Annotated in this window: 16 protein-coding genes and 1 pseudogene; 8 read left to right on the forward strand and 9 right to left on the reverse strand. The window is 68.7% G+C overall.

The window, feature by feature from the left end; genetic code table 11:
- Positions 1–598, reverse strand: a pseudogene (locus tag FMQ63_RS33500) (serine/threonine protein kinase); the annotation flags it as partial.
- Between the two features lie 65 nt (positions 599–663).
- On the reverse strand, positions 664–1,413 hold the full coding sequence (locus FMQ63_RS33505) for a TIGR02266 family protein (protein ID WP_011551207.1): 750 nt from the start codon (positions 1,411–1,413) through the stop codon (positions 664–666).
- A 105-nt stretch (positions 1,414–1,518) separates the two neighbouring features.
- Between FMQ63_RS33505 and nuoE the strand changes: the two genes are divergently transcribed.
- From nuoE to FMQ63_RS33540, 7 genes are all read left to right on the forward strand, one after another.
- Positions 1,519–2,007 (forward strand): NAD(P)H-dependent oxidoreductase subunit E, encoded by a 489-nt coding sequence (nuoE, locus tag FMQ63_RS33510; RefSeq protein WP_011551206.1) that lies wholly within the window; start codon positions 1,519–1,521, stop codon positions 2,005–2,007.
- A gap of 35 nt (positions 2,008–2,042) precedes the next feature.
- Positions 2,043–3,383: an NADH-quinone oxidoreductase subunit NuoF gene (gene nuoF / locus FMQ63_RS33515; RefSeq protein ID WP_011551205.1), complete on the forward strand. Its 1,341-nt coding sequence runs from the start codon at positions 2,043–2,045 to the stop codon at positions 3,381–3,383.
- On the forward strand, positions 3,380–3,886 hold the full coding sequence (locus tag FMQ63_RS33520) for an NADH-quinone oxidoreductase subunit J (RefSeq protein ID WP_011551204.1): 507 nt from the start codon (positions 3,380–3,382) through the stop codon (positions 3,884–3,886). The genes nuoF and FMQ63_RS33520 overlap by 4 nt, the downstream gene beginning before the upstream one ends.
- Positions 3,887–3,959: 73 nt before the next feature.
- Entirely contained in the window at positions 3,960–4,262 is a 303-nt protein-coding gene (gene nuoK / locus FMQ63_RS33525; protein WP_011551203.1) for an NADH-quinone oxidoreductase subunit NuoK, read from the forward strand.
- A gap of 22 nt (positions 4,263–4,284) precedes the next feature.
- Positions 4,285–6,513, forward strand: coding sequence for an NADH-quinone oxidoreductase subunit L (gene nuoL / locus FMQ63_RS33530; RefSeq protein WP_020478918.1), 2,229 nt, complete (start codon positions 4,285–4,287; stop codon positions 6,511–6,513).
- Positions 6,510–8,243, forward strand: a complete 1,734-nt coding sequence (locus FMQ63_RS33535) for a NuoM family protein (protein WP_011551201.1) — start codon at positions 6,510–6,512, stop codon at positions 8,241–8,243. Before nuoL ends, FMQ63_RS33535 begins: the two co-directional genes overlap by 4 nt.
- Positions 8,244–8,260: 17 nt before the next feature.
- Positions 8,261–9,820 (forward strand): NADH-quinone oxidoreductase subunit N, encoded by a 1,560-nt coding sequence (locus FMQ63_RS33540; RefSeq protein ID WP_011551200.1) that lies wholly within the window; start codon positions 8,261–8,263, stop codon positions 9,818–9,820.
- A gap of 77 nt (positions 9,821–9,897) precedes the next feature.
- Here FMQ63_RS33540 and FMQ63_RS33545 read toward each other — a convergent pair whose 3' ends face one another.
- The 7 genes from FMQ63_RS33545 to FMQ63_RS33575 all read right to left on the reverse strand — a co-directional run bounded on the left by FMQ63_RS33545 (position 9,898) and on the right by FMQ63_RS33575 (position 19,774).
- On the reverse strand, positions 9,898–10,734 hold the full coding sequence (locus FMQ63_RS33545) for an N-acetyltransferase (protein ID WP_011551199.1): 837 nt from the start codon (positions 10,732–10,734) through the stop codon (positions 9,898–9,900).
- Between the two features lie 413 nt (positions 10,735–11,147).
- Positions 11,148–12,596, reverse strand: a complete 1,449-nt coding sequence (locus FMQ63_RS33550) for a sigma-54 dependent transcriptional regulator (protein WP_011551198.1) — start codon at positions 12,594–12,596, stop codon at positions 11,148–11,150.
- Entirely contained in the window at positions 12,593–15,085 is a 2,493-nt protein-coding gene (locus tag FMQ63_RS33555) for an ATP-binding protein (protein ID WP_011551197.1), read from the reverse strand. Before FMQ63_RS33555 ends, FMQ63_RS33550 begins: the two co-directional genes overlap by 4 nt.
- A complete protein-coding gene (gene selB, locus FMQ63_RS33560; protein ID WP_011551196.1) occupies positions 15,082–16,998 on the reverse strand; it encodes a selenocysteine-specific translation elongation factor in 1,917 nt (638 codons plus the stop codon). The genes FMQ63_RS33555 and selB overlap by 4 nt, the downstream gene beginning before the upstream one ends.
- Positions 16,999–17,017: 19 nt before the next feature.
- Positions 17,018–17,761, reverse strand: a complete 744-nt coding sequence (locus tag FMQ63_RS33565; protein ID WP_011551195.1) for a phosphoribosyltransferase — start codon at positions 17,759–17,761, stop codon at positions 17,018–17,020.
- 62 nt (positions 17,762–17,823) lie between these two features.
- Positions 17,824–18,855: a Glu/Leu/Phe/Val dehydrogenase dimerization domain-containing protein gene (locus tag FMQ63_RS33570; protein ID WP_011551194.1), complete on the reverse strand. Its 1,032-nt coding sequence runs from the start codon at positions 18,853–18,855 to the stop codon at positions 17,824–17,826.
- Positions 18,856–18,889: 34 nt separating this feature from the next.
- Complete coding sequence (locus FMQ63_RS33575) at positions 18,890–19,774, reverse strand: Hsp33 family molecular chaperone HslO (RefSeq protein WP_011551193.1); 885 nt, start codon at positions 19,772–19,774, stop codon at positions 18,890–18,892.
- 262 nt (positions 19,775–20,036) lie between these two features.
- Here FMQ63_RS33575 and FMQ63_RS33580 point away from each other — a divergent pair, with 262 nt between their 5' ends.
- A complete protein-coding gene (locus tag FMQ63_RS33580) occupies positions 20,037–20,717 on the forward strand; it encodes a succinate dehydrogenase (protein ID WP_011551192.1) in 681 nt (226 codons plus the stop codon).
- The last annotated feature ends 247 nt before the right edge of the window (positions 20,718–20,964 follow it).

Consider the following 20,964-nt stretch of genomic DNA (forward strand, 5'->3'; position numbering starts at 1 on the left):
GTGCGGGGGTGTTCGACGCGGTGAAGGGCCCCTGGACGATGACGGTGGCCTCGCGGCGGGGCTCGGCTGACGGCGGCGGCATGGGGATGGCCGCGGACGGCATGCCCAGGTCCAGCGCGGGCATGGCCGAGCGCGAGCTGCGCACCGGCGGCATGGGCGGCGGCGCGGGCGGGCCGGAGGGCACATGCGGCGCGCCGTCGACCTCGGCCTCGTCCAGCAGCAGCTCCGGCGGAGGCGGGGGAACCATCAGCGACTCGTCCCCACCGGCCCCCTCCAGGGGCGCGTCCGCGGCGGCGACCAGCTGATCGGCGAAGAACTCACCGACCTCCAGGGAGAAGCGCTCGTTCAGCTCCCCACCCGCCACCTGCTCGCCCTGGTCGGTGAGCTTGAGCTGGGCCTCGCGGTCCATGGCGATGTAGTGGAACTTGCGCAGGAAGAAGAAGTAGTTGTCGAACTCGAGCGACACGGATGGCTCGAGTGCGGCCTTCACGTCTGCCAGCTTGTTCGAGCGTCCAAGACGGCCGTTCTCCCTCAGGTTCCGGAGGATGAACAGCGCCTCGCCACTGACGGTGTCGCGATTGAGGGCGGGCTTCTGCATGGGGAAGCGACTCTATGCCGTCCCCACGCCATGGCTCAACGGATGACTGGCGGTAAAACGCGCCCCTACTTGATGCGCAAGAGCTGCTTCACCGTCTCCAGGACTTCCACGAAACGCACCGGCTTGCGCAGGTAGATGTCCACGCCCAGCTGCATGGCGCGGTCCTGCGCCTCCTTGCCGCCGGCGGAGATGGCGATGATGGGGATGGTGCGCAGCGCGTCTTCCTCGCGCATCCGCTCCACCAGGGCGAAGCCGTCCATCACCGGCATGTAGAGGTCCGTCATCACCAGATTGAAGCGGTCCTCGCGCAGCATCAGCAGCGCGTGGTGCCCGTCCGGCGCGAAGTGGACCTCCAGGGGGACCTTTCCGTGCAGCTCGCCGCTGGCCAGCTTCTTCAGCACGTAGCTGTACATCTCGATGATGTGCGGGTTGTCCTCGACGATGAGCACACGATAGCCCTCGTGCTCTGCGTGGGACGCATGGCTGTCTGCTCCTGCCGCACTCAAGATGTCACCCAGTTTCCGCCGGTCCTGCTCGCGCTCCACGCGAACGCCGACGCCCGCAGGCTGATCGGGGCCCGCTGGCCGCATCCAGGCCACGGTTCCGCTGACTTCTACCGGATCCAGCAGTCCCGGGAAAGAAAGTGCGAGCCGGACCTCGTCCCCCATGACGAAGGACTGGTCCGTCTGGACGAACAGGCCCTCGTGGGACAGGTTCTCCGTCACGTCGCGGGCCTGGCGCCCGTCCGTGTAGTCCACTCTCAGCACGGCCGGGACGCGGGGGTGCTGGCGCTTGTCCTCTGGACCCGGGTTCATAACAAGGGCTTGAAATCGCTCGGCAATTTGCTGATGGCAACCCAGTGTAGCTTCGAGGGTTTATGTTGACAACGTAGCCATTGGGGCAATACGTACCGGCCCGCCATGGCGGAGCCCCTGTTCACCTCTGAAGAGCAGAAGAAGTTCGACGCGGGAATCGCGGAGATCATCTCCCACTACCCCCCGGATCGGAAAAGCGCGGGCATGCTCCCAGCGCTGCGTCTGCTCCAGGAAATCAAGGGATGGCTGCCCCCGGAAGGGTTGCGGCTGGTGGCGAAGCATCTGGAGGTCACTCCCGAGCGGGCCATGGAAGTGGCCAGCTTCTACGTGATGTACCACCTCAAGAAGCCGGGCAAGTACGTCATCGACGTCTGCACGAACCTGTCCTGCTCGCTGTGGGGCGCGGAGAAGATGCTCGCCTACCTGGAGGAGAAGCTGGGCCTCAAGGCAGGTGAAGCCAATGAGAAGTTCACCTTGCGAGAGACCGAGTGCCTGGCCTCGTGCGGTACTGCGCCCTGCCTGCAGATCAACGAGGATCACCACGAAAGCCTGACCCAGGCGAAGCTGGATGCCATCCTCGCCAAGTTGAGCTGAACCCCCACCCTTCTTAGGCTTAGGACGTCATCGACATGGCCTCTACGGCAAAGACGATCGAACCGATCATCTCGGCGGCCTGGGGTAAGCCTCAGTCCTGGACCCTGGACAGCTACCGCAAGCGGGGGGGCTACGAGGCGCTGAAGAAGGCGCTCCAGATGGAGCCCGCCGCCATCATCGACGAGGTGAAGAAGTCGAACCTCCGCGGTCGCGGTGGCGCCGGCTTCCCCACGGGCCTCAAGTGGAGCTTCGTCCCCAAGGACAGCCCCAAGCCCAAGTACCTGGCGGTCAACGGCGACGAGTCCGAGCCGGGCACCTTCAAGGACCGCTACATCCTCGAAGACGACCCGCACATGATGCTGGAGGGCATCGCCATCGCGTCCTACGCGCTGGGCGTGCACACCTGCTACGTGTACCTGCGCGGCGAGTTCAAGTTCCCGGCGGAGCGCACGCAGGCGGCCATCGACGAGGCCTACAAGGCGGGCATCTTCGGCAAGAAGGTCCTGGGCAAGGACTACGAGCTGAACTGCTACCTGGTCCGCGGCGCGGGCGCCTACATCTGCGGCGAGGAGACGGCGCTGCTGGAGAGCCTGGAAGGCAAGAAGGGCTGGCCCCGTCTTAAGCCGCCCTTCCCCGCGGTGGTGGGCCTCTTCGGCTGCCCCACGGTGGTGAACAACGTGGAGACGCTGGCCAGCGTGCCCGCCATCTTCCAGCAGGGCGCGGAGGCCTACGCGAAGCTGGGCACCGACAAGTCGGGCGGCACGCGGCTCGTCTGCCTCTCCGGCACGGTGAACCGGCCGGGCGTGTACGAAGTGTCGATGTTCACGACCCTCTCCGAGCTCATCTTCGACGACAAGTACGGCCGGGGCATGCCCGCGGGCCGGAAGGTGAAGGCCGTGATTCCGGGCGGCTCCTCGGCGCCGGTGCTGGGCGCGGACGAGCTGGACGTGGCCATGGAGTTCGAGGCCCTCAAGGTGAAGCAGACCATGGCGGGCTCCGGCGGCGTCATCGTCATGGACGACACCACCTGCATGGTGCGCAGCCTGTGGCGCGTGGCCCGCTTCTACGCGGAAGAGTCGTGCGGTCAGTGCACGCCGTGCCGTGAAGGCACGCCCTGGCAGACGCGCCTCTTGCGCAAGATCGAAGAGGGCCGCGGCGAGCCGGGCGACATCGACATGCTGTCCAACGTCGCGTCGTCGATCGCCCCCTACCCGCCCATCGGCCTGGGTAACACCATCTGCGCGCTCGGCGACGCGGCGGCGCTGCCCACGCACTCGTTCCTCATGCGGTTCCGGGACGAGTTCGAGGCTCACATCCGTGAGCACCGCTGCCCGTTCGGCGACAAGCCCTGGGGTTCGTTCGGAGACTGGTCTTGAACATCGAGCTCATCCTCTTCGGGGCGTTCGCGCTCCTGACGTTGCTGTCGGCTGGAACGGTCATCTTCGCGCGCAGCCCCATCAATTCGGCCATGGCGCTGGTGTCCACGTTCTTCTTCATGGCCGGCATCTACGTGCTGCTGTGGGCGCACACGGTGGCCGTCATGCAGGTGCTCGTGTACGCGGGCGCCATCATGGTGCTCTTCCTGTTCGTCATCATGCTGCTCAACCTGGGAGAGTCGCCCACGCGCGGCAAGCCCACGGTGGCCCGCGTCGCGGGCGGCGCGGCGACGGTGGGCCTGTTCGCGGTCCTGGCCATCATCCTCCTGAAGCTGCCCGCCGAGCCGGCCACGCTGAGCACGGGAGCCCAGGCCTCCTTCGGCACCATCGCCACCATGGGTCAGGTCATCTTCACCCAGTGGCTGTTCCCCTTTGAAGCTGTGAGCTTGCTGCTGCTGGTGGCCATGGTGGGCGCAGTCGTCGTGGCCAAGTCGCGGATCTGATCGCCCATCCCGGACAACTTTTCTGTGCTAGATGGCGGCGCAGGCAGCCGCTCGCGAGGCCCCGAATCGGCCCATGGTTCCCATCACCTATTATCTCCTGCTTGCCGCCGCCCTGTTCTGCATGGGCATGTTCGGCGTGCTCGTTCGCCGCAACGCGCTGGTCGTCTTCATGAGCGTGGAGCTGATGCTCAACGCGGCCAACCTCACGTTCGTGGCCTTCGCGCGCATGCGCGGTGACAACCTCGGCCACGTGTCCGCCTTCTTCGTCATCGCGGTGGCGGCGGCGGAAGCCGCCATCGGTCTGGCCATCGTCATCGCCGTCTTCCGAAGCCGGGGCAGCATCCTGCTGGAAGACCTCCGGACGATGAAGCACTGATGCCCCCCCAGGAGCCAATGTCATGACTCTCGTCGAATTCTTCCGGGCGGCACCCGTGGCGCCAGACATCCTGGCGCCCTCGCTCTGGCTCATCATCGCGCTGCCCCTGCTGGGCGCGTTCATCTGCGGTGTGTTCGGCAAGATGATGGGCCGGGCCAACGTCCAGCTCGTCGCCTGCGCGGCGGTGGCCGGCTCCTTCGTCCTGAGCCTGTTGGCCTTCTGGGCCACCAGCCACCACAACCCCGAGACGGGTCGGCTGGCGGCCATCTTCCCCAACCCGTTCGGCATCGAGCGGGACTTCGTGCGCTACGCGCTCGCGTACGACTACGGCACCTGGTTCTCGGTGGGCGACTTCCGGGTGAACTTCGGACTGATGGTGGACCATCTGTCCGGCATCCTGCTGCTCATCATCACCGGCGTCGGCTTCCTCATCCACCTGTACTCCACCAGCTACATGGAGCACGACGCCGCGTACTGGCGGTTCTTCGCGTACCTGAACCTGTTCGTCGCGGCGATGCTGACGCTGGTGCTGGCCGACAACCTGATCCTGCTCTTCGTGGGCTGGGAGGGCGTCGGCATGGCCAGCTACCTGCTCATCGGCTTCTGGTACGACGACCCGGCCAAGGCCTGGGCTGGGCGCAAGGCCTTCGTCACCAACCGCATCGGTGACTTCGCGTTCCTCGTCGGCACCTTCCTGCTGGTGCTGCTGGTCTCCGCCTTCACCCAGCAGTCGAACGCGGCGGACTACAACAACGCCGGCACCACCGCGCAGCACTACACGGCCGCGCTGGAGAAGAAGGGCCCGGTGACGTTCAAGGGCCTGGAGAAGATGGCCGAGGGCCTGGTGGACGGCTCCGCGGACAAGGTCGACCTGAGCACCCCCATCGAGGCGGGCCCGCTGGAGGGCTACACCTTCGGCGGCGTGATGACGGTGGCCATGCTGCTGTTCCTCCTGGGCGCCGCGGGCAAGAGCGCGCAGTTGCCCCTCTACGTCTGGCTGCCGGACGCCATGGCCGGCCCGACGCCGGTCTCCGCCCTCATCCACGCCGCGACGATGGTGACCGCCGGCGTCTACCTGTTCAGCCGCATGTCCGCGCTGCTGGTGCTGAGCCCCACCGCCATGGCGACCATCGCCATCATCGGCGCGCTCACCTCGCTGCTGGCAGCGCTCATCGCCTTCGCGCAGGACGACATCAAGAAGGTGCTCGCCTACTCCACGGTGTCCCAGCTGGGCATCATGTTCATGGGCGTGGGCATGGGCATCTTCTGGGCGGCGGTGTTCCACCTGATGACGCACGCCTTCTTCAAGGCCTGCCTCTTCCTCGGCGCCGGCAGCGTGATGCACGGCAACGGCGACGAGACGGACATCAAGAAGCTGGGAGGCCTGCGCAAGGAGATGCCCTGGACCTGGGCCACCTTCCTGGTCGCCACCCTGGCCATCACCGGCATCATCCCGCTGTCCGGCTTCTTCTCGAAGGACGCCATCCTGCACGGCGTGCACCACAACCACCTGCAGGGCCTGGAGTGGGTGTCCAGCCTCGTCTACTACCTGGGCCTGCTCATCGCGGCGTCCACCGCGTTCTACATGACGCGCGTGTACCTGCTCACCTTCGAGGGTCCCCGCTCGAAGGAGGCCCGGGTGGCCCACGCCCATGAGAGCGCCTGGCAGATGACCCTGCCGCTGGTGGTGCTGGCGGTCCTGAGCGTGGTCGCCGCACGTTACGCGTTCGGCATCGACTTCCTCAACATGACGGCGCAGCCGGTGCTCGACAACTTCCTGAGCCCGGTGTTCAGCGCGACCAAGCGCATCACCGACGCCAGCACGCTGGTGGCGCTGGACACCAGCCGCCCGCAGTTGGTGCCGGACTACCTCAAGGCCTGGGCCGTGGCCCTGGCGGGTGGCGGCGCGGCGGCCTTCCTCTACCTGCGCTACTTCCCTTCGCGCGTGGGTCTGCCGGATCCCGCCTTCATCCGCGCGGTGCGCCCCCTCGCGCTCAACAAGTTCTACGTGGACGAGCTCTATGAGCTGATTGTCATCCGTCCCGTGAAGTTCATGAGCTTCCTCCTCTTCCGCGTGGTGGACGCGCTCGTCATCGACACCGTGGCGGTCCGCGGCACGGCGTGGGTGACGGCGCGCGTGGGCAGTGCGCTCCGCTACGTGCAGTCGGGCGATGCCCAGGCCTACGCCGCTGTGATGGCCATCGCCCTGTTGGGCGGGATGGCCTACGCCCTCATCCAGGTGATGCAATGAGCTTCTTCGACAACCACCTGCTCAACCTCGTCGTCTTCCTGCCGCTGGTGTTCGCGGCGCTGGTGGCGCTGCTGCCTGCCGGCGAGAGCGGCCAGATTCGCACCGTCACGTTCATCGCCATGGTGCTGGACCTGGCGTTCGGGGTCTGGGCCTACATGGCGTACGTGCCGGGCGGGCCGGAGTTCCAGCTCGAGTACCGGGCGCGTTGGTTCGACCTGTTCGGCACCAGCTACCACATTGGCGTGGACGGCCTGGCCGTGAGCCTGCTGCTGCTCACCGTCTTCCTGGGGCCCCTGGTGGTGCTGGCGTCCACCACGTACATCAAGTTCCGCATCAAGGAATTCCACCTGGCGCTGCTGGTGCTCCAGACAACGATGCTGGGCGCGCTGGTGTCGCTGGACGTGCTGCTCTTCTACATCTTCTTCGAGGCCATGCTCATCCCCATGTACCTCCTGGTGGGTGTGTGGGGCGCCGAGGACCGCCAGATGGCGGCGGTGAAGTTCTTCCTCTACACGCTGGCCGGCTCGCTGCTGATGCTGGTGGCCATCATCGCCGTGTACTTCATCAGCTCGCCGGTGGGTGCCCGCTCGTTCGACTACGCGAGCATCTACAACGGCCTGCTGGACGCCAACCGTCAGCTCAGCGCATGCACCGCGGGGCCCGCGGGCGCGTGTGACTCACTCACCGGGCTGGCCGCCACGCTGCACACCTGGGGCCCGTGGCTGTTCGCGGCGTTCGCCATCGCGTTCGCCGTCAAGGTCCCCATGTGGCCGCTGCACACCTGGTTGCCGGACGCGCACGTGCAGGCGCCAGTGGCCGGCTCCATGATTCTGGCCGGCGTCACCCTGAAGATGGGGACCTTCGGCTTCTGGCGCTACGCGATTCCCTTCTTCCCGGTGGCCACGCAGCAGGCGCGGCCCTTCCTTGCCACGCTGGCCGTCATCGGCATCGTGTACGGCGCGCTGATGTGCCTGGCGCAGCGGGACATCAAGAAGCTCATCGCGTACTCGTCGGTCAGCCACCTGGGCTACTGCATGCTGGGCATCCTGGCGATTACGGCCGAGGGCGCCACGGGCAGCGCGTACCAGATGCTCAACCACGGTGTGTCCACGGGCGCGCTGTTCCTCCTGTTCGGCTACCTGTACGAGCGGCGCCACTCGCGCCTGATGGCGGACTACGGCGGCATCGCGAAGGTGATGCCGGTGTTCACCGCGGCCTTCGTCATCATCACCTTCTCCTCCATCGCGGTGCCGGGCACCAACGGCTTCATCGGTGAGTTCCTGGTCCTGCTGGGCACCTTCAAGAGCGACCTGGGCGAGGCCGCGGGCAACCCGCACCTGACGGCGGTGTTCGGCGCCTTCGCCACGCTGGGCGTCATCCTGGGCGCCGCGTACATGCTGTGGATGGTGCAGAAGGTGTTCTTCGGTGGAATCACCCACCGGGAGAACCAGCACCTGACGGACATGAACCTGCGCGAGGGCCTCACGGTGCTCCCCTTCATCGTCCTGGTCGCTGTGATGGGTCTGCAGCCGCAGCCCTTCCTGGACCGGCTGGCGCCTTCCACGGACCGCTTCCTGGCCCGCGCCCGCGTGGGCACGCCGGGGGCCGAGTTGCAGGAGGACCGACTTCGGGTAGAGGTGATGTCCCTGCCATCCCGTCAGGTCGTCGCCGCGCCGTCCGCGCCCGTTCCGTTGGCCGCCGCCCCGGCCGTTCCCTCGCCGCGGCAGTAGCCGCCTGAGCTTCCGACATGAACCTGCCCAATCTCAGCCTGGCAGACTTCCTCCCGCTGCTGCCCGCCATCATCATGGTGGTGGGCGCCTCCATCCTGCTGTTGTCGGAGGTGTTCCTCTCCACGACGGCGTCGCGCGCGTACCAGGCGGTGCTCACCGTGGTGACGGCGGTGGCGGCCGGCGCCATGGCGCTGACGACGATGTTCGAGCCACCCCAGGAGGTGATGCTCGGCTTCGGCGTGATGGACCCCTTCTCCAGCTTCCTCACCTTCGTGGTGTGCGTGGGCCTGGGGCTGGCGACCCTGAGCTCGGTGAGCTTCCTGCGCAAGCGCGGCGCGGAGCGCGGTGAGTTCTACGCGCTGATGCTGTTCGCCTCGGCGGGCATGAGCCTGCTTGCGATGTCGAACGAGCTCATCACGCTCTTCGTCAACATCGAGGTCCTCTCCCTCTCCACCTACGCGCTGACGTCGTACCTGCGGCGTGGCACGCGGCCGAGCGAGGCGGGCTTCAAGTACTTCATCCTGGGCGCCTTCTCGTCCGCGGTGCTGCTCTACGGCGCGGCGCTGCTGTACGGCGCCACCGGCACCACCCACCTGACGGCCATGGCCGGTCCGCTGTCCACCGCCATGTCGTCGCAGCCGGGCCTGGTGTACGCGGGCATCATCCTGGTGATCACGGGCTTCGCCTTCAAGGTCGCCGCGGTGCCGTTCCACATGTGGACGCCGGACGTCTACGAGGGCGCGCCGACGCCGGTCACCGCGCTGATGAGCGTGGGCGTGAAGGCGGCCGCCTTCGCGGCGATGGTCCGCGTGTTCTTCATGGTGGGCAAGGGCGTGGACCCGCAGATGCTGCTGGGCCTGTTCTCCGTGCTGGCCTTCCTCACCATGGTGGCGGGCAACCTGCTGGCGATTCCGCAGCGCAACGTGAAGCGCATGCTGGCGTACTCGTCCATTGCCCACGCCGGCTACCTGCTGGTGGGCGTGGCCGCCCTCTTCGTCACCGGCCCGGGCGAGCAGTTCCGCCTGCTGGGTGCGTCCGCGCTGACGGGTGGCACCCCGCTGGGCCTGGCCCGCGCGGAGGCGCTGCGCGGCATCCTCTACTACCTGCTGGCGTACACGTTCAGCGCGGTGGGCGCCTTCGCCATCGTCTCCGTCCTGGAGCGTCGCGAGGACGAGGAGAAGGGCACCGCCTGGGACCTGGAGCGCTTCAGCGGGCTGGCGCAGCGCAAGCCGGGTTGGGCCTTCGCGATGGCGGCCTTCATGCTGTCGCTGGGTGGCATCCCGCCCACCATCGGATTCATGAGCAAGCTGCTCATCTTCCAGGCCGCCGTGGATGCGGGCCTCATCGGCCTCACCATCGTCGGCGTGCTCTCCAGCGCGGTGGGCATCTATTACTACCTGCGCGTGGTGGTCTACATGTTCATGCGGCCGGTGCCGGAGGGCGCGCAGGCGCTCGAGAAGAGCTGGTCCACCGAACTGGCGCTGGTGCTGTCCACCGCGGCGGTCGTGATTCTGGGCATCATCCCCGGTCCCATCATGGGCTGGCTGGAGCAGGCCAGCAGCATCTTCGGCCAGTAGCCTCCCGCCTCCGCTGTCACACCCCGCCCGCCCCGGCTTCGTGCTCGGGCGGGCGTCGTGTTTTCAGCGCCCGTGAATCAGGGCGCCGCGTCCACCAGCAGGCCGCGAAGCTCCAGCGTCTCGAGGCGCGTCTGCGCTCCCGCATCCCGGAACAGGTGCACCAGGGGCGCGTCTTCCGCCACCGTGACATTCAGCGAGGACGCGCCCTCCTCCAACTGGCCGAAGGCCTCTTCGAGCAGTGTCCGCGCATGCCCGGGAGACACCGCGAAGAAGGGAAACAAGCTAGGACCGGGGCGCAGGTCCATCATCCCCAACCACCGGCGCGCAGGGGCTTGGGGGTCGATGAGCCCCAGCAGCCGGTGCGAGTCACTGGCCGCGGAGGCCGCCAGCTTGCCGGGAATCATCCCGAAGGCCTCCGTCAGCGCGCCGCAGTCCTCCAGCGACACCGGCACCACGGCCCCGTCCGGTGACGCGGGGGGGAGCGCCGCCAGGTGGGCCCGCGTCACCCGCAACGTGGTGGCCTCGCGCGCCGGCCGCATTCCCAGCGACGTGTAGAGCTCGAGCGCAGGCCTGTTGTCCCGCTTCACGTTGAGGACCCAGCGGGTGCACCCTTGTGCGCGAAAGTGCCCGGCCAGGTGCGTCATCATCCTCCGCCCCAGTCCCTGCCCCCGGGCGAACGGCGCCACCACCAGTTGCCTCACGAACCCGAAGTCCCCCAGGACGTTCGTCACGGCGTAGGCGCCCACACCCTGGGGACCTTCGGCGAACAGGGAGCGCTGAGCGATTTCCGCCGCCCACACGGGCTCGGGCGGCGAGGGCTCATCCACCCCGAGTTCAAGAAACAGCCGGGCAAAGACAGCGTGGTCTTCCAGCCGACCGGGACGCAGCACCCACTGAGATTCAGAGGAACCCACCTGCGCTTCCTTTCGTCGCGAGCCGAGGCAGCTACAGACGCGGAAAAGAAGGCGGCCCGACACCCCAAAGAGGTGCCGGGCCGCGGGTCTTCTCAAGGTGACTCACCGGAAGTGCTGAAGGGGTGGGGGGGAACCGCCTTCAGCCTCGCTTCGATGTGTCCCGCGCATTCCTATAGCAGTCGCCGTGCCAGCAGCCTCGCGGGGAGAAACTCTAGTTTTCTCAAGCACTTGAAGGACTAACTGACGCTGCTTCTGCCCCGCCGCTCCATTTCATGACTGCAATGGGGTTTCAGAAGTGAAAAAGACGAGCAAATTCAACTATTTGTCTTTTTCACCTATGAACCCGTCCATTTCGGATCTGAATCCATGGCCGCGGGAAAGTTACATGGGTGAGCCTTCCCCCTACTTCAGGGCTATTCCCGGGCCAGCTCACTGGGGGGGCGGAGGTTGAGCCGCTTCATCTTCCGCCAGAGCGTGGTGGAGGAGACGCCGAGCTCATCCGCGACGCGCGCCAGGTCCACCCCGTGCCGCTCCAGGGCCTGGGTGATGGCGTGGCGCTCCGCCTCTTCCACCACCTGGGCCAGCGTGGGCCCCGCGCTGGCGTTGCGCCCGAGCGCCCCGCCCTGCCCGTCCAGGAAGGCGACGCTGGGGGTGCCATGGGCCGGCGTCATGCGGCCCTGCCGCACGGGGAAGTCCTCGGGCAGCAGCTCATCGCCCTCCGCGAGCGCGGCGGCCTGCTCCACCAGGTTCTCCAGCTCGCGCACGTTGCCGGGGAAGCCGTAGCTCATCAGGTGAGACACCGCGGCGGCGGAAAGGCGCTTGGGGTTGGGGCTGCGGGCATTGGCCCGCTCCAGGAAGTGCTCCGCCAGCGCTGGCACGTCCTCCAGGCGCTCGCGCAGGGGCGGGACGCGGAGGGCCACCACGTTGAGGCGGTAGTAGAGGTCCTGCCGGAAGCGCTTGTCGCGCACCTCCAGCTCGATGTCCCGGTTGGTGGCGGCGACGATGCGCACATCCACACGCAGCGCGGTGGACTCACCGACGCGGCGGACCTCGCCCTCCTGGAGGGCGCGCAGCAGCTTGGACTGGAAGGTGGGGCTGGTCTCCGTCACCTCGTCGATGAAGAGCGTGCCGCCGTCCGCCTCCTCGAAGAGGCCCCGGCGGGACTTCACCGCACCGGTGAAGGCGCCCTTGGCGTGGCCGAACAGCTCGCTCTCCAGCAGGGACTCGCTGATGGCCGCGCAGTTGACAGGCACGAAGGAGCGGGCCTTGCGGCGGCTGTGCGCATGGAGCGCGCGCGCCACCAGCTCCTTGCCCGTGCCGCTCTCGCCCTGGATGAGGACGGTGGCGTCACTCTGCGCCACGCGCATCAGCCGCGTGGTGAGCTCGCGCATGGCGGCGCTGCGCCCCACCAGGGCGGACAGGCCGTGGCGCTGGTTGAAGTCGGTGGTGAGGTTGTCCACGTCGCGCTGCAGGCGCGCGCGCTCCAGGGCGCGCTCCACGCGGTAGCGCAGCTCGCTCTCCTTGAAGGGCTTGGTGACATAGTCGTAGGCCCCCAGGCGCATGGCCTCCACGGCGCTCTCGATGGAGCCGAAGGCCGTCATCATGATGACCTGGAGCCGGGGAGCCACCTCCAGCGCGCGCCGCAGGAGCGTGAGCCCGTCCATGGGCTCCATTTTCAGGTCCGTCAGCAGCAGGTCGATGCTGCCGCTGGCGAGCTGGGCCAGGGCTTCCTCGCCGGTGGCGGCCTCGAAGACGGTGTAGTTCTCCGCCCGCAACAACAGGGCGGTGGTGGCGCGCATGTTGCGCTGGTCGTCCACGACGAGGAGCCGTCCTCGGGTCGGCGGAGTGTTCGCGTCGGTCATGGGAAGGACGGAGGCTGCGAGAACGGCAGCCGGAAGGTGAAGGTGGTACCGCGCCCCGGAATACTGTCCACGGCGATTTCGCCCCGGTGCTCCTCGAGGATGCGCCTGACGACGGCCAGCCCCAGGCCGGTGCCCTGGGCCTTGGTGGTGAAGAACGGCTCGAAGACGCGGTGGAGCAGCTCGGCGGGGATGCCCGGGCCCTGGTCCACCACATCGATGCGCAGTTGCTCGCGCCCCGCGTGGGCTTCACGGCGCGCGCGAACCTGCACGAGTCCACCCTGCGGCATGGACTGGATGGCGTTGACCGCCACGTTGACCAGCGCCTGTCGGATGAGGCGACGGTCCATGGGTACCGGCGGCAGGCCGGGCTCCACGTCGGATTGGATGCGGATGGAGCGGTCCGCGCCGCCGCCCTGCATCCGCGCGGCCTCCAGCGAATCCTGGAGCACGCGGCCCAGGTCCTCCTGCTGGAGCACCGGGTCCCTGGGACGCGTGTAGTCCAGCAAGTCACCGACGATGCGGTTGAGCCGGTCGCTCTCCTCCCCCAGGATGTCGAGCAACATGGCCGCGTCCCCGCCCGGCACCAACAGCCGGCGCAGCGAGGCCACCGCGTTGAAGATGACGCCCAGCGGATTGCGCACCTCGTGGGCGACAATCGCGGACAGCTCGCCCAGCGCGGCCAGCCGCTCGCGCTTCACCATCTCCGCGCGCGTGGCGGCCAGCTCCGCGTAGCTGGCCCACAGTGACTCGTACAAGCGCGCGTTGGCGATGGACAACGCCAGCTGGCCACACGTGGCCTCCGCCAGCTCGATGAGCTCCGGACCGAAGGCGCGCGGGCCCCGCGTGTCGTCCACCACCACCACGCCGATGAGCTCCTCGCGCGAGGTGAGCGGCAGCGCCAGCAGCGCCTTCTCGTCGAAGCGGTGCGCGAGCTCCGGGTTGAAGCCTCCGTCCGCGGAGGACACGTCCTCCACCGCGATGGGCCTGCGCTCACGCGCCACGCGCGCCGTCAGGCCGTCTCCATGGAGGGGCAACACCACCGTGCGGAAGTAGTCGCGGTGCGCGATGGAGGCCGCGGCGCCGCGCAGCAGCCGGGCGCCCTCGTCGTACAGCAGGATGTAGCAGTTGGACACGTCCAGCAGGCGGACGAGGAAGTCGGCGGCCACGTCCAGGATGCTCGACGTCTCCAGCACACCGGACGTGGTGCGCGCCAGGTCCAGCAGGAGGCGCGTCTCGGCCAGTTGGCGCGAGGACTCGGCCCGCAGCCGGCGCTGCTCCAGCAGCGTCACCAGCAACTCCGACAGCGTGCCCAGCAGGCGCAGGTCCCGTTCGTCGAACGGCTTCCCCGGCGCGCGCAGCACCTGGAGCATCCCGCACACCTCGCCGCCGCGAATCAGACACACCGCCGCGCCCGCCCCCAACCGCCCTCCGGACTGCTCCACCAGCGGGGCCTCATCCGCGGACGAGGACAGCGCGCCCTCCGCGCCACACGACAGCACGCCCGTGAGCCGGCGCGCGTCCGCCGCGTCCTGAAAGCCCACGTGTGAGGACAGCGTCAGCGTGGCTTCGGGAGGCGTCGAGAGGTGCAGCGCCGCGGCGGCCGCCTGGAGCAGTGAAGCGACGCGCTCCAGGAAGTCCTCCTGCGTGGGCGGAGACGGCTGCGCGACGAAGCGCGCCATCTGCGCGACCGCCTCCATCTCCCAGCGGCTGCGCGCGCTCTCCGCCTGCACACGCGCGTCCGCCAGCGCGGCGCCCACCACCTTGGCGAAGAGCATCAACACCGAGCCATGGTGCGGCGCCACCCAGTGGCCCTCCACCCACAACACCTCGGCCTGGGGGCCGCCCACGGGCAGGTAGACGTGGGTGGGCGCGGCCTGGTCCGAGCCGCCAAAGACGGGACGCCCGTCCGCGAGCGACTCCATCCCCAGGCGCGCATCCTCCGGCAGGGGCTCCCCATCCCGAGCCAGCAGTCCCTCGCCGTCCCAGCGCAACAGCCGGGCCCGGAAGCCCGCGGCCTCCAGGCCCTTCAGGGCGACGCGGCGGACGGCGTTCTCTGAGTGCGCGGACACCAGCCCCGCGGAGGTCTCCACCAGCCGCTCGGCCACCGACATCTCCGGCGGCCGGTTCTCCATGGGCACGCAATTGAGCAGCAGGCCCCCGCCCCCGTGCTCCAACACGAAGCGGGACGCGGTGACTGCCACCTCACGGGCCACGCCATCCGCGCAGGGGACCTGGAAGAGCTGGGAGCCCTCATGGAGCGGCGCACCGGCCTCCACCCGCCAGTAGCGCTCGACCACGCGGCTGCGGTCCTCCGGCTGGATGAAGTCCATGACGGAGCGGCCCTCCACCTGGGCGCGTTGCAGGCCGAGCAACGCGACATAGGCGTCATTGGCCACGAGCACGCGTCCCTCCACCACCGCCAGCATGGGGTTGCGGAAGGTGTCGACGAGGGCGCGAAGCTCCGCCTCGCTGTAGCGCTTGGTACTCATCCGCGACGCAGCACCCGCTTCTCTCCTACCCGGAGCGTGACCTTCTCCCGGTCGAAGTATTCGGACAGGGGGATGACGAACTTGCGGCTTTGCCCCACCATCTCCTTGAAATCCTGGGTGGTAATCTCCTTCTTCTCGCGCAGGTGGGCAACCAGGCGCTCGCGCAGTGAAGCCAGCGCCCCGGCCGCGAACCACAAGCCCTCCGAGACGCGCACCGCCGCCCCCTCCACCACCATGACGCCCAACAGCTCACGCAGCCGGGAGGCGGGGAGCTGGAGCTTCTGCTCCAGTTCGGGAAGCGAGGGAGGCGCCAGGGCCGCGGCGGACAGCTCTGCCGCCAGCCGCGCCCGAGCAGCGGTGTCACCCAGGCTCAGCGTGCGGCCGCGCCCCTTGAGGCGTACCACGTCCCGCTCCAGTTCCACCCGTCCTCCTTCCACCAGCGCCTGCAACACCCGCTGGAACGCCCGAACATCCAGCGCGGAGGACAGCCGCTGCCGCAGCTCCTCGCGTGACAGGCCTTCGCGCAAGGGTTCGCGCTCATGGAAGGTGGCCAGCAGCGCCAGGGCGCGGCCCTGCAACGCCTCGAAGACCTCGCCGGAGAGGTACAGCCGCCGCTCCCGGTCGATGAGGAGCGCACCGCCCCGCGCCCCCAGCAACTCCAGCGCGCGCGTGAGGACCCGGGGCCCCAGCGCCGAGCGGCCGAACAGCTCCGGCTGCGTCAGCCCGCGATAGCCCGCCTGCCGCAGCAGCCAGGCCACCTGCCCCGCCGGGTCCGCCTCCAGCAGGGGCGCTACCGCCGACGCGCCGCCCTTGCGCCGCTTCGGCGGGGAGATGGACAGGATGCGGCCTCCCGCCACCGTGGCGCCTCTCCCCGGAAGGGCTCGCGCGCCGCGCAGGATGAAGCGCTGGCCCACCAACGCACCCACGGACGCGCCCAGCCGCAACTGCGCCAGCGTCGTCTCGCCGGGCTCCAGCCGCTCCACATCCAACAGCGCCACCGTGGCCTCCACCTGCGCGGTGCCCAGGTGCAGCAGCAGCTTCGAGCGACGAGGCAACGGCGACGGAGCCGCGGGCAGCAACGTCAACTCGACATCGAGCATGCGCGCCTCCGGCAGCTCGCCCGCGCGCACCAGCACCATCCCCCGGCGCAACGCCTCCGGCTCCACGCCAGTGAGGTTCACCGCCGCGCGCTGCCCCGCCTCCACGACGGATACGGCGTCGCCATGACGCTGCACCCCGCGCACGCGCAGCGGACCGGGCAGCCCAGGCAGGAGCGACACCGCGTCACCCACCGCCAGCGCTCCCGACAGCAGCGTGCCCGTCACCACCGTGCCAAAGCCCTTGATGGTGAACACGCGGTCGACCGGCAAGAAGGCGGGGCCCTCCGAAGGCCGCTCGGGCAGCGCCGCCGCGGCCCGGGTGAGCGCGGCGCGCAGCGCGTCCAATCCCGCACCCGTTCTGGCGGAGCAGGCCACCACGGGCGCCGACTCCAGGAAGGTCCCCACGGTGAGCGCGGACAGGTCGGCCTCCACCAGCGCGAGCCACTCCGGGCCCAGCTCCGCCAGCGTGTCCGACTTGGTGAGGGCGATGACGCCGGCCCTCACGCCCAGCAGCCGGCAGATGTCCAGGTGCTCGCGCGTCTGGGGCATCACGCCCTCGTCCGCGGCCACCACCAGCACCACCAGGTCCACGCCGCCGGAGCCAGCGGCCATGGCCTTCACGAAGCGCTCGTGGCCCGGGACGTCCACCACGCCGGCCACGGCGCCGTCATCCAGCGTCAGGTGGGCGAAGCCCAGCTCCAGGGTGATGCCGCGGCGCTTCTCTTCCTTCAGCCGGTCGGTGTCGATGCCGGTGAGCACCTTCACCAGGGACGTCTTGCCATGGTCGATGTGGCCCGCCGTCCCGACAATCATGGCGTCACCGCGCCAAGGCTCATGCGCCAGCCTTGTCCGGGTCCTCGTCGAAGCGCGCGTCGCCGGTGGACGGCTCGTAGTCCCAGGGGAAGACCATGAGCGAGGCGGTGGAGAGCGCCGAGTAGTCCGGCGAGAAGCCACCGGGCTTCGTCATCAGGCACGCGGTGGCCACCTTCTTCGCGCCCGCCTCGCGCGCCAGGGCGGTGGCCAGCTCCAACGTGTCACCGCTGGAGGCCACGTCATCCACAATCAACACGCGACGGCCTTTCAGCTCCGCGGGCATCTCCCCGGCGAGCTGCGGCGATTTCGACGTGCGAGGCGCGGCGCTGCCCCGGTCCCTGCTTCGGCGGCTGATGCGCACGGGGAAGAACGGACAGCCGAGCGCCCCCGCCAGCGCGCCGCCCACGAAGACGCCGCCGTGGGCCACACCGACCACCACCTGGGGTTCGAACGTCTCCTGAATGGAACCCGCGAGCTGCTGGACCGCGCGGTCGAACTCCTTCCAGGACAGCTCCTTCACGCCGCTGGACGCGGACCGGCCTCGGGACTGGTCCTTCCCCGTCGGCTGGCGCGGGGCCTCCACCTGCGGCGCCAACACGACGTCCGCGGGAATGGAGACGAGCTTCTCCGCCTGGACCGCAGGGGACTTCTTCGAAGAGGCCTTCTCGGTGGACTTGCTCTGCCGTTTGGTCGCCACGGCGCTGAACTCCGGCTGGGGTGTGTGCGGCCCCGTCATACTCCGAGGGCCGCACGGTGGCCACATCCGGCCACACCCCAGACGTCGCCTTTGTATCGCGGCAACACACGCACTGCGTGCGTGAGCGCTCAGCCGGCCAGCCGCTCCTCGACCATCCGGTCCGCCACCTGCTCGGGGCGCAGGCCGGATTCCTTCGCGCGGGTCAGCACCGTGTCGATGGTGTCGAAGATGAGGGAGGTGCGGGCGTACGCCTTGTCCCGGTCATACCCCGCCCACTCCTGGGCCACGTTGATGAGGCCGCCGGCATTGGCCGCGTAGTCGGGCACGTAGAGGATGCCGCGCCGGGCCAACTGCTCGCCGTGACGCGACGTGAGCAACTGGTTGTTGGCCGCGCCGCACACCGCCTTGACGTTCAGCAGCGACAGGGTGGTGTCGTTGATGGCGCCGCCCAGCGCACAGGGGGCGTAGATGTCCGCCTCCATGCGATGCAGTGCGTCGGCGTCCACCGCCGTGACGCCGTACTGCGTCACCGCGTGCTGCACGCTGGCGGGGTTGATGTCGCTCACCCACACCTTGGCGCCGCGCTGGTGCAGTTCCTTCACCAGGTACATGCCCACGTGCCCCACGCCCAGCACGGTGACGCGCAGGCCCTTCAGGTCCGGGCTGCCGAAGACGTGCTTCGCCGTGGCTTCCATGGCGCGCGCCACGCCATACGCCGTCACCGGCGACGGGTCTCCGCTGCGCTCCTTCAGTCCAACGACATACTTCGTGTGCCGGCGCACGTGCTCCATGTCGTCGGGGCTGGTGCCGCTGTCCTCGGTGGTGATGTAGCGCCCGCCCAGGGACTCGACCGCGCGGCCGAAGGACTCGAAAATCTTCTCACGGTCGAAGCTGCCGCGCGGCAGCATGATGACCGCCTTGCCGCCGCCGTGGGGCACCCCCGCGAGCGCGGCCTTGTATGTCATTCCGCGCGCCAGCCGGAGCGCGTCCGCGACGGCTTCCTCCTCGCTGGCATAGGTGGCGAGCGCACGAGTGCCGCCCAACCCCGGACCGAGCCGCGTGTTGTGCATGCCCACAATGGCACGCAGGCCTGACTTCGAATCACTCAACAAATGGACGGCTTCGTAGCCGCCCTCAAGCAACTGCGTGAAGTAGCTCATGGCGCGCGGCAAGTACCGTCGCGCCTCGTGCAAGTCAAATGGCGCCGCGCTCCAACATGCCGCGGATTTCGTCTCCAGGAATGACATAGCGCGTCGTGCAGAACTGGCACGTCGCCTCCGCCTGCCCTTCCTTCTCCAGAAGGTCCGTCAATTCCTCACGTCCCATGGCCAGGAGCGCGCGCAGCACACGGTCCTTGCTGCACGAACAACCGAAGCGCAGCGGGTAACGCGACATGACCTCGAAGTCAGACTCCGGCAGCAGCGCGCGCAGCACGGCCGCTGCCCCCGCCTCGCCGTGCGCCTGGAGCGAGGGCACGAAGTCACGGCGCAGCCGCTCCCCCAGCGCCGCGAAGGCCTCCATGTCCGCGCTGGGAAGCGGCTGGACGAGCAGGCCGGCGACGCGGCCCAGCGGCTCCGCGGCCCCGCCTTCCGGCAGCTGCGCCAGCAGCACATGTGACGGGAGCTGATCCGACTGACGGAAGTAGCGCTCCAGGTCGGCCGCCAGGTCGAAGGCCTCCAGCTCCACCGCGGAGCGGTAGTACTCGCCGCCGCCCAAATCCCGCAGCACGGACAGGAAGCCCTTGTTCCCCAGCACGGGGCGCCAATGGTACTGCCCGTCGCTCCCGGAGTACTCCACGTAGGTGTTCTTCACGTACCCGCGGACGAGCCCGGACGTGTCCCCATCCACGAAGAGGCCGCGCAGGGGGCCGTCACACTCCACCTGGATGTTGATGCGGGCGTCGCCCTTCTGCAGGGCCCCCATCAGGGCGGCGGCGGTGAGGGCCTGCGACAGGAGCACGGCGGCGGCGGGCGCGGTGCCATGGGTGCCACGCGCCTGGCGCGACAGCTCCGTCGTGGTGGCGAGCACCACGCGCAGGTCCGTGTTCTTCAACATTCCACTGAGAAGCTCGTCGGACATATCGATGGCAACTAGCGTGCCCGAGCCCGCATTGCCCGCCAACGACAGAAGGCGGGGCCCCCTGCGCCCGACAGGAGGGCAGCAGTGGGGACCGGGGTGACGCATAAGGTCAGCCTTATGCCTCCGTGTGGGTGTGCTGGCATGCCGGGGTGAGGAAGAAATCCAGCCCCGGCGCTGGAACGGCTATAAACCGCCGTCCGACTGTCACTTGCCTTCGACCGTGGACGCGGCAAGACGCCCACGCGCCGCCGCTGGAGATTCGATGAGCACCCAAGCCGCTGCCGCAGTAGAGACGAAGACACCGCTCCTCAAGTCCCGCCTGGGCTCGTTCCTCGCGGTGGTTCCCCTGTCCATCTGGGTCATCAACCACCTGTGGGACAACCTCTCCGCCTTCAACGGCGCGGACGCCTGGCAGAAGTCGGTGACGACGTACGCCAACCCGTTCTCCCAGGTCTTCACCTTCCTCATCGTCCTGCTGCCGCTGCTGATGCACACCGGCTGGGGCTTGGTGCGCCTGTTCAGCTTCCGGCCGAACAACGCCCGCTACAACAACTACGGCAACCTCAAGTACATCCTCCAGCGCATCACCGCGGTGGGCGTGCTGGCCTTCCTGGGCGCCCACATCTGGCTGGCCTTCCTCTACCCGCGGCTGGTGCTGGGTCACCCGGAGGCGTTCGACGACATCGCCCGGGAGATGCACCACCACGCGCCCACCCTGGTCGTCTACCTGCTGGGCACCCTGGGCACCTCGTACCACCTGGCCAACGGCCTCCAGGGCTTCGCCATGGGCTGGGGTCTGCTCTCCAGCGAGCGCTCCATGCGCAAGTTCGAGCCGGTGGTCATCATCCTCTTCCTGGTCCTGACGGCGATGAGCTGGGCGGTCATCTACGCGCTCTACACCGCGGGCGCCGCCTTCAGCCCCGTGGGTGCCACCCCTCCGTGACGCGGCCCGGGCCCGGCGCTCCCGGGCCTGGAAGTCCAGGCGCACGAAGCACACCGGCCGCCCCCGAGACTTCCGGGGAGCGGCCGGTTTCATTTCCAGGGCGCCGCTGGCGTCAGCCGGGCCTAGAAGGGGATGTCGTCGTCGCCGTTGCCGCCGCCATGGCCACCGCCCATGTCGTCCGGAGGCGGCTGACCGTAGTCGTTGTTGTCTCCCCCACGCTGCTGGGAGAACTGCCGGCGTCCACCGC

The organism is Myxococcus sp. CA005 (assembly GCF_006518205.1).
GTDB classification, from domain to species: Bacteria; Myxococcota; Myxococcia; order Myxococcales; family Myxococcaceae; genus Myxococcus; species Myxococcus xanthus.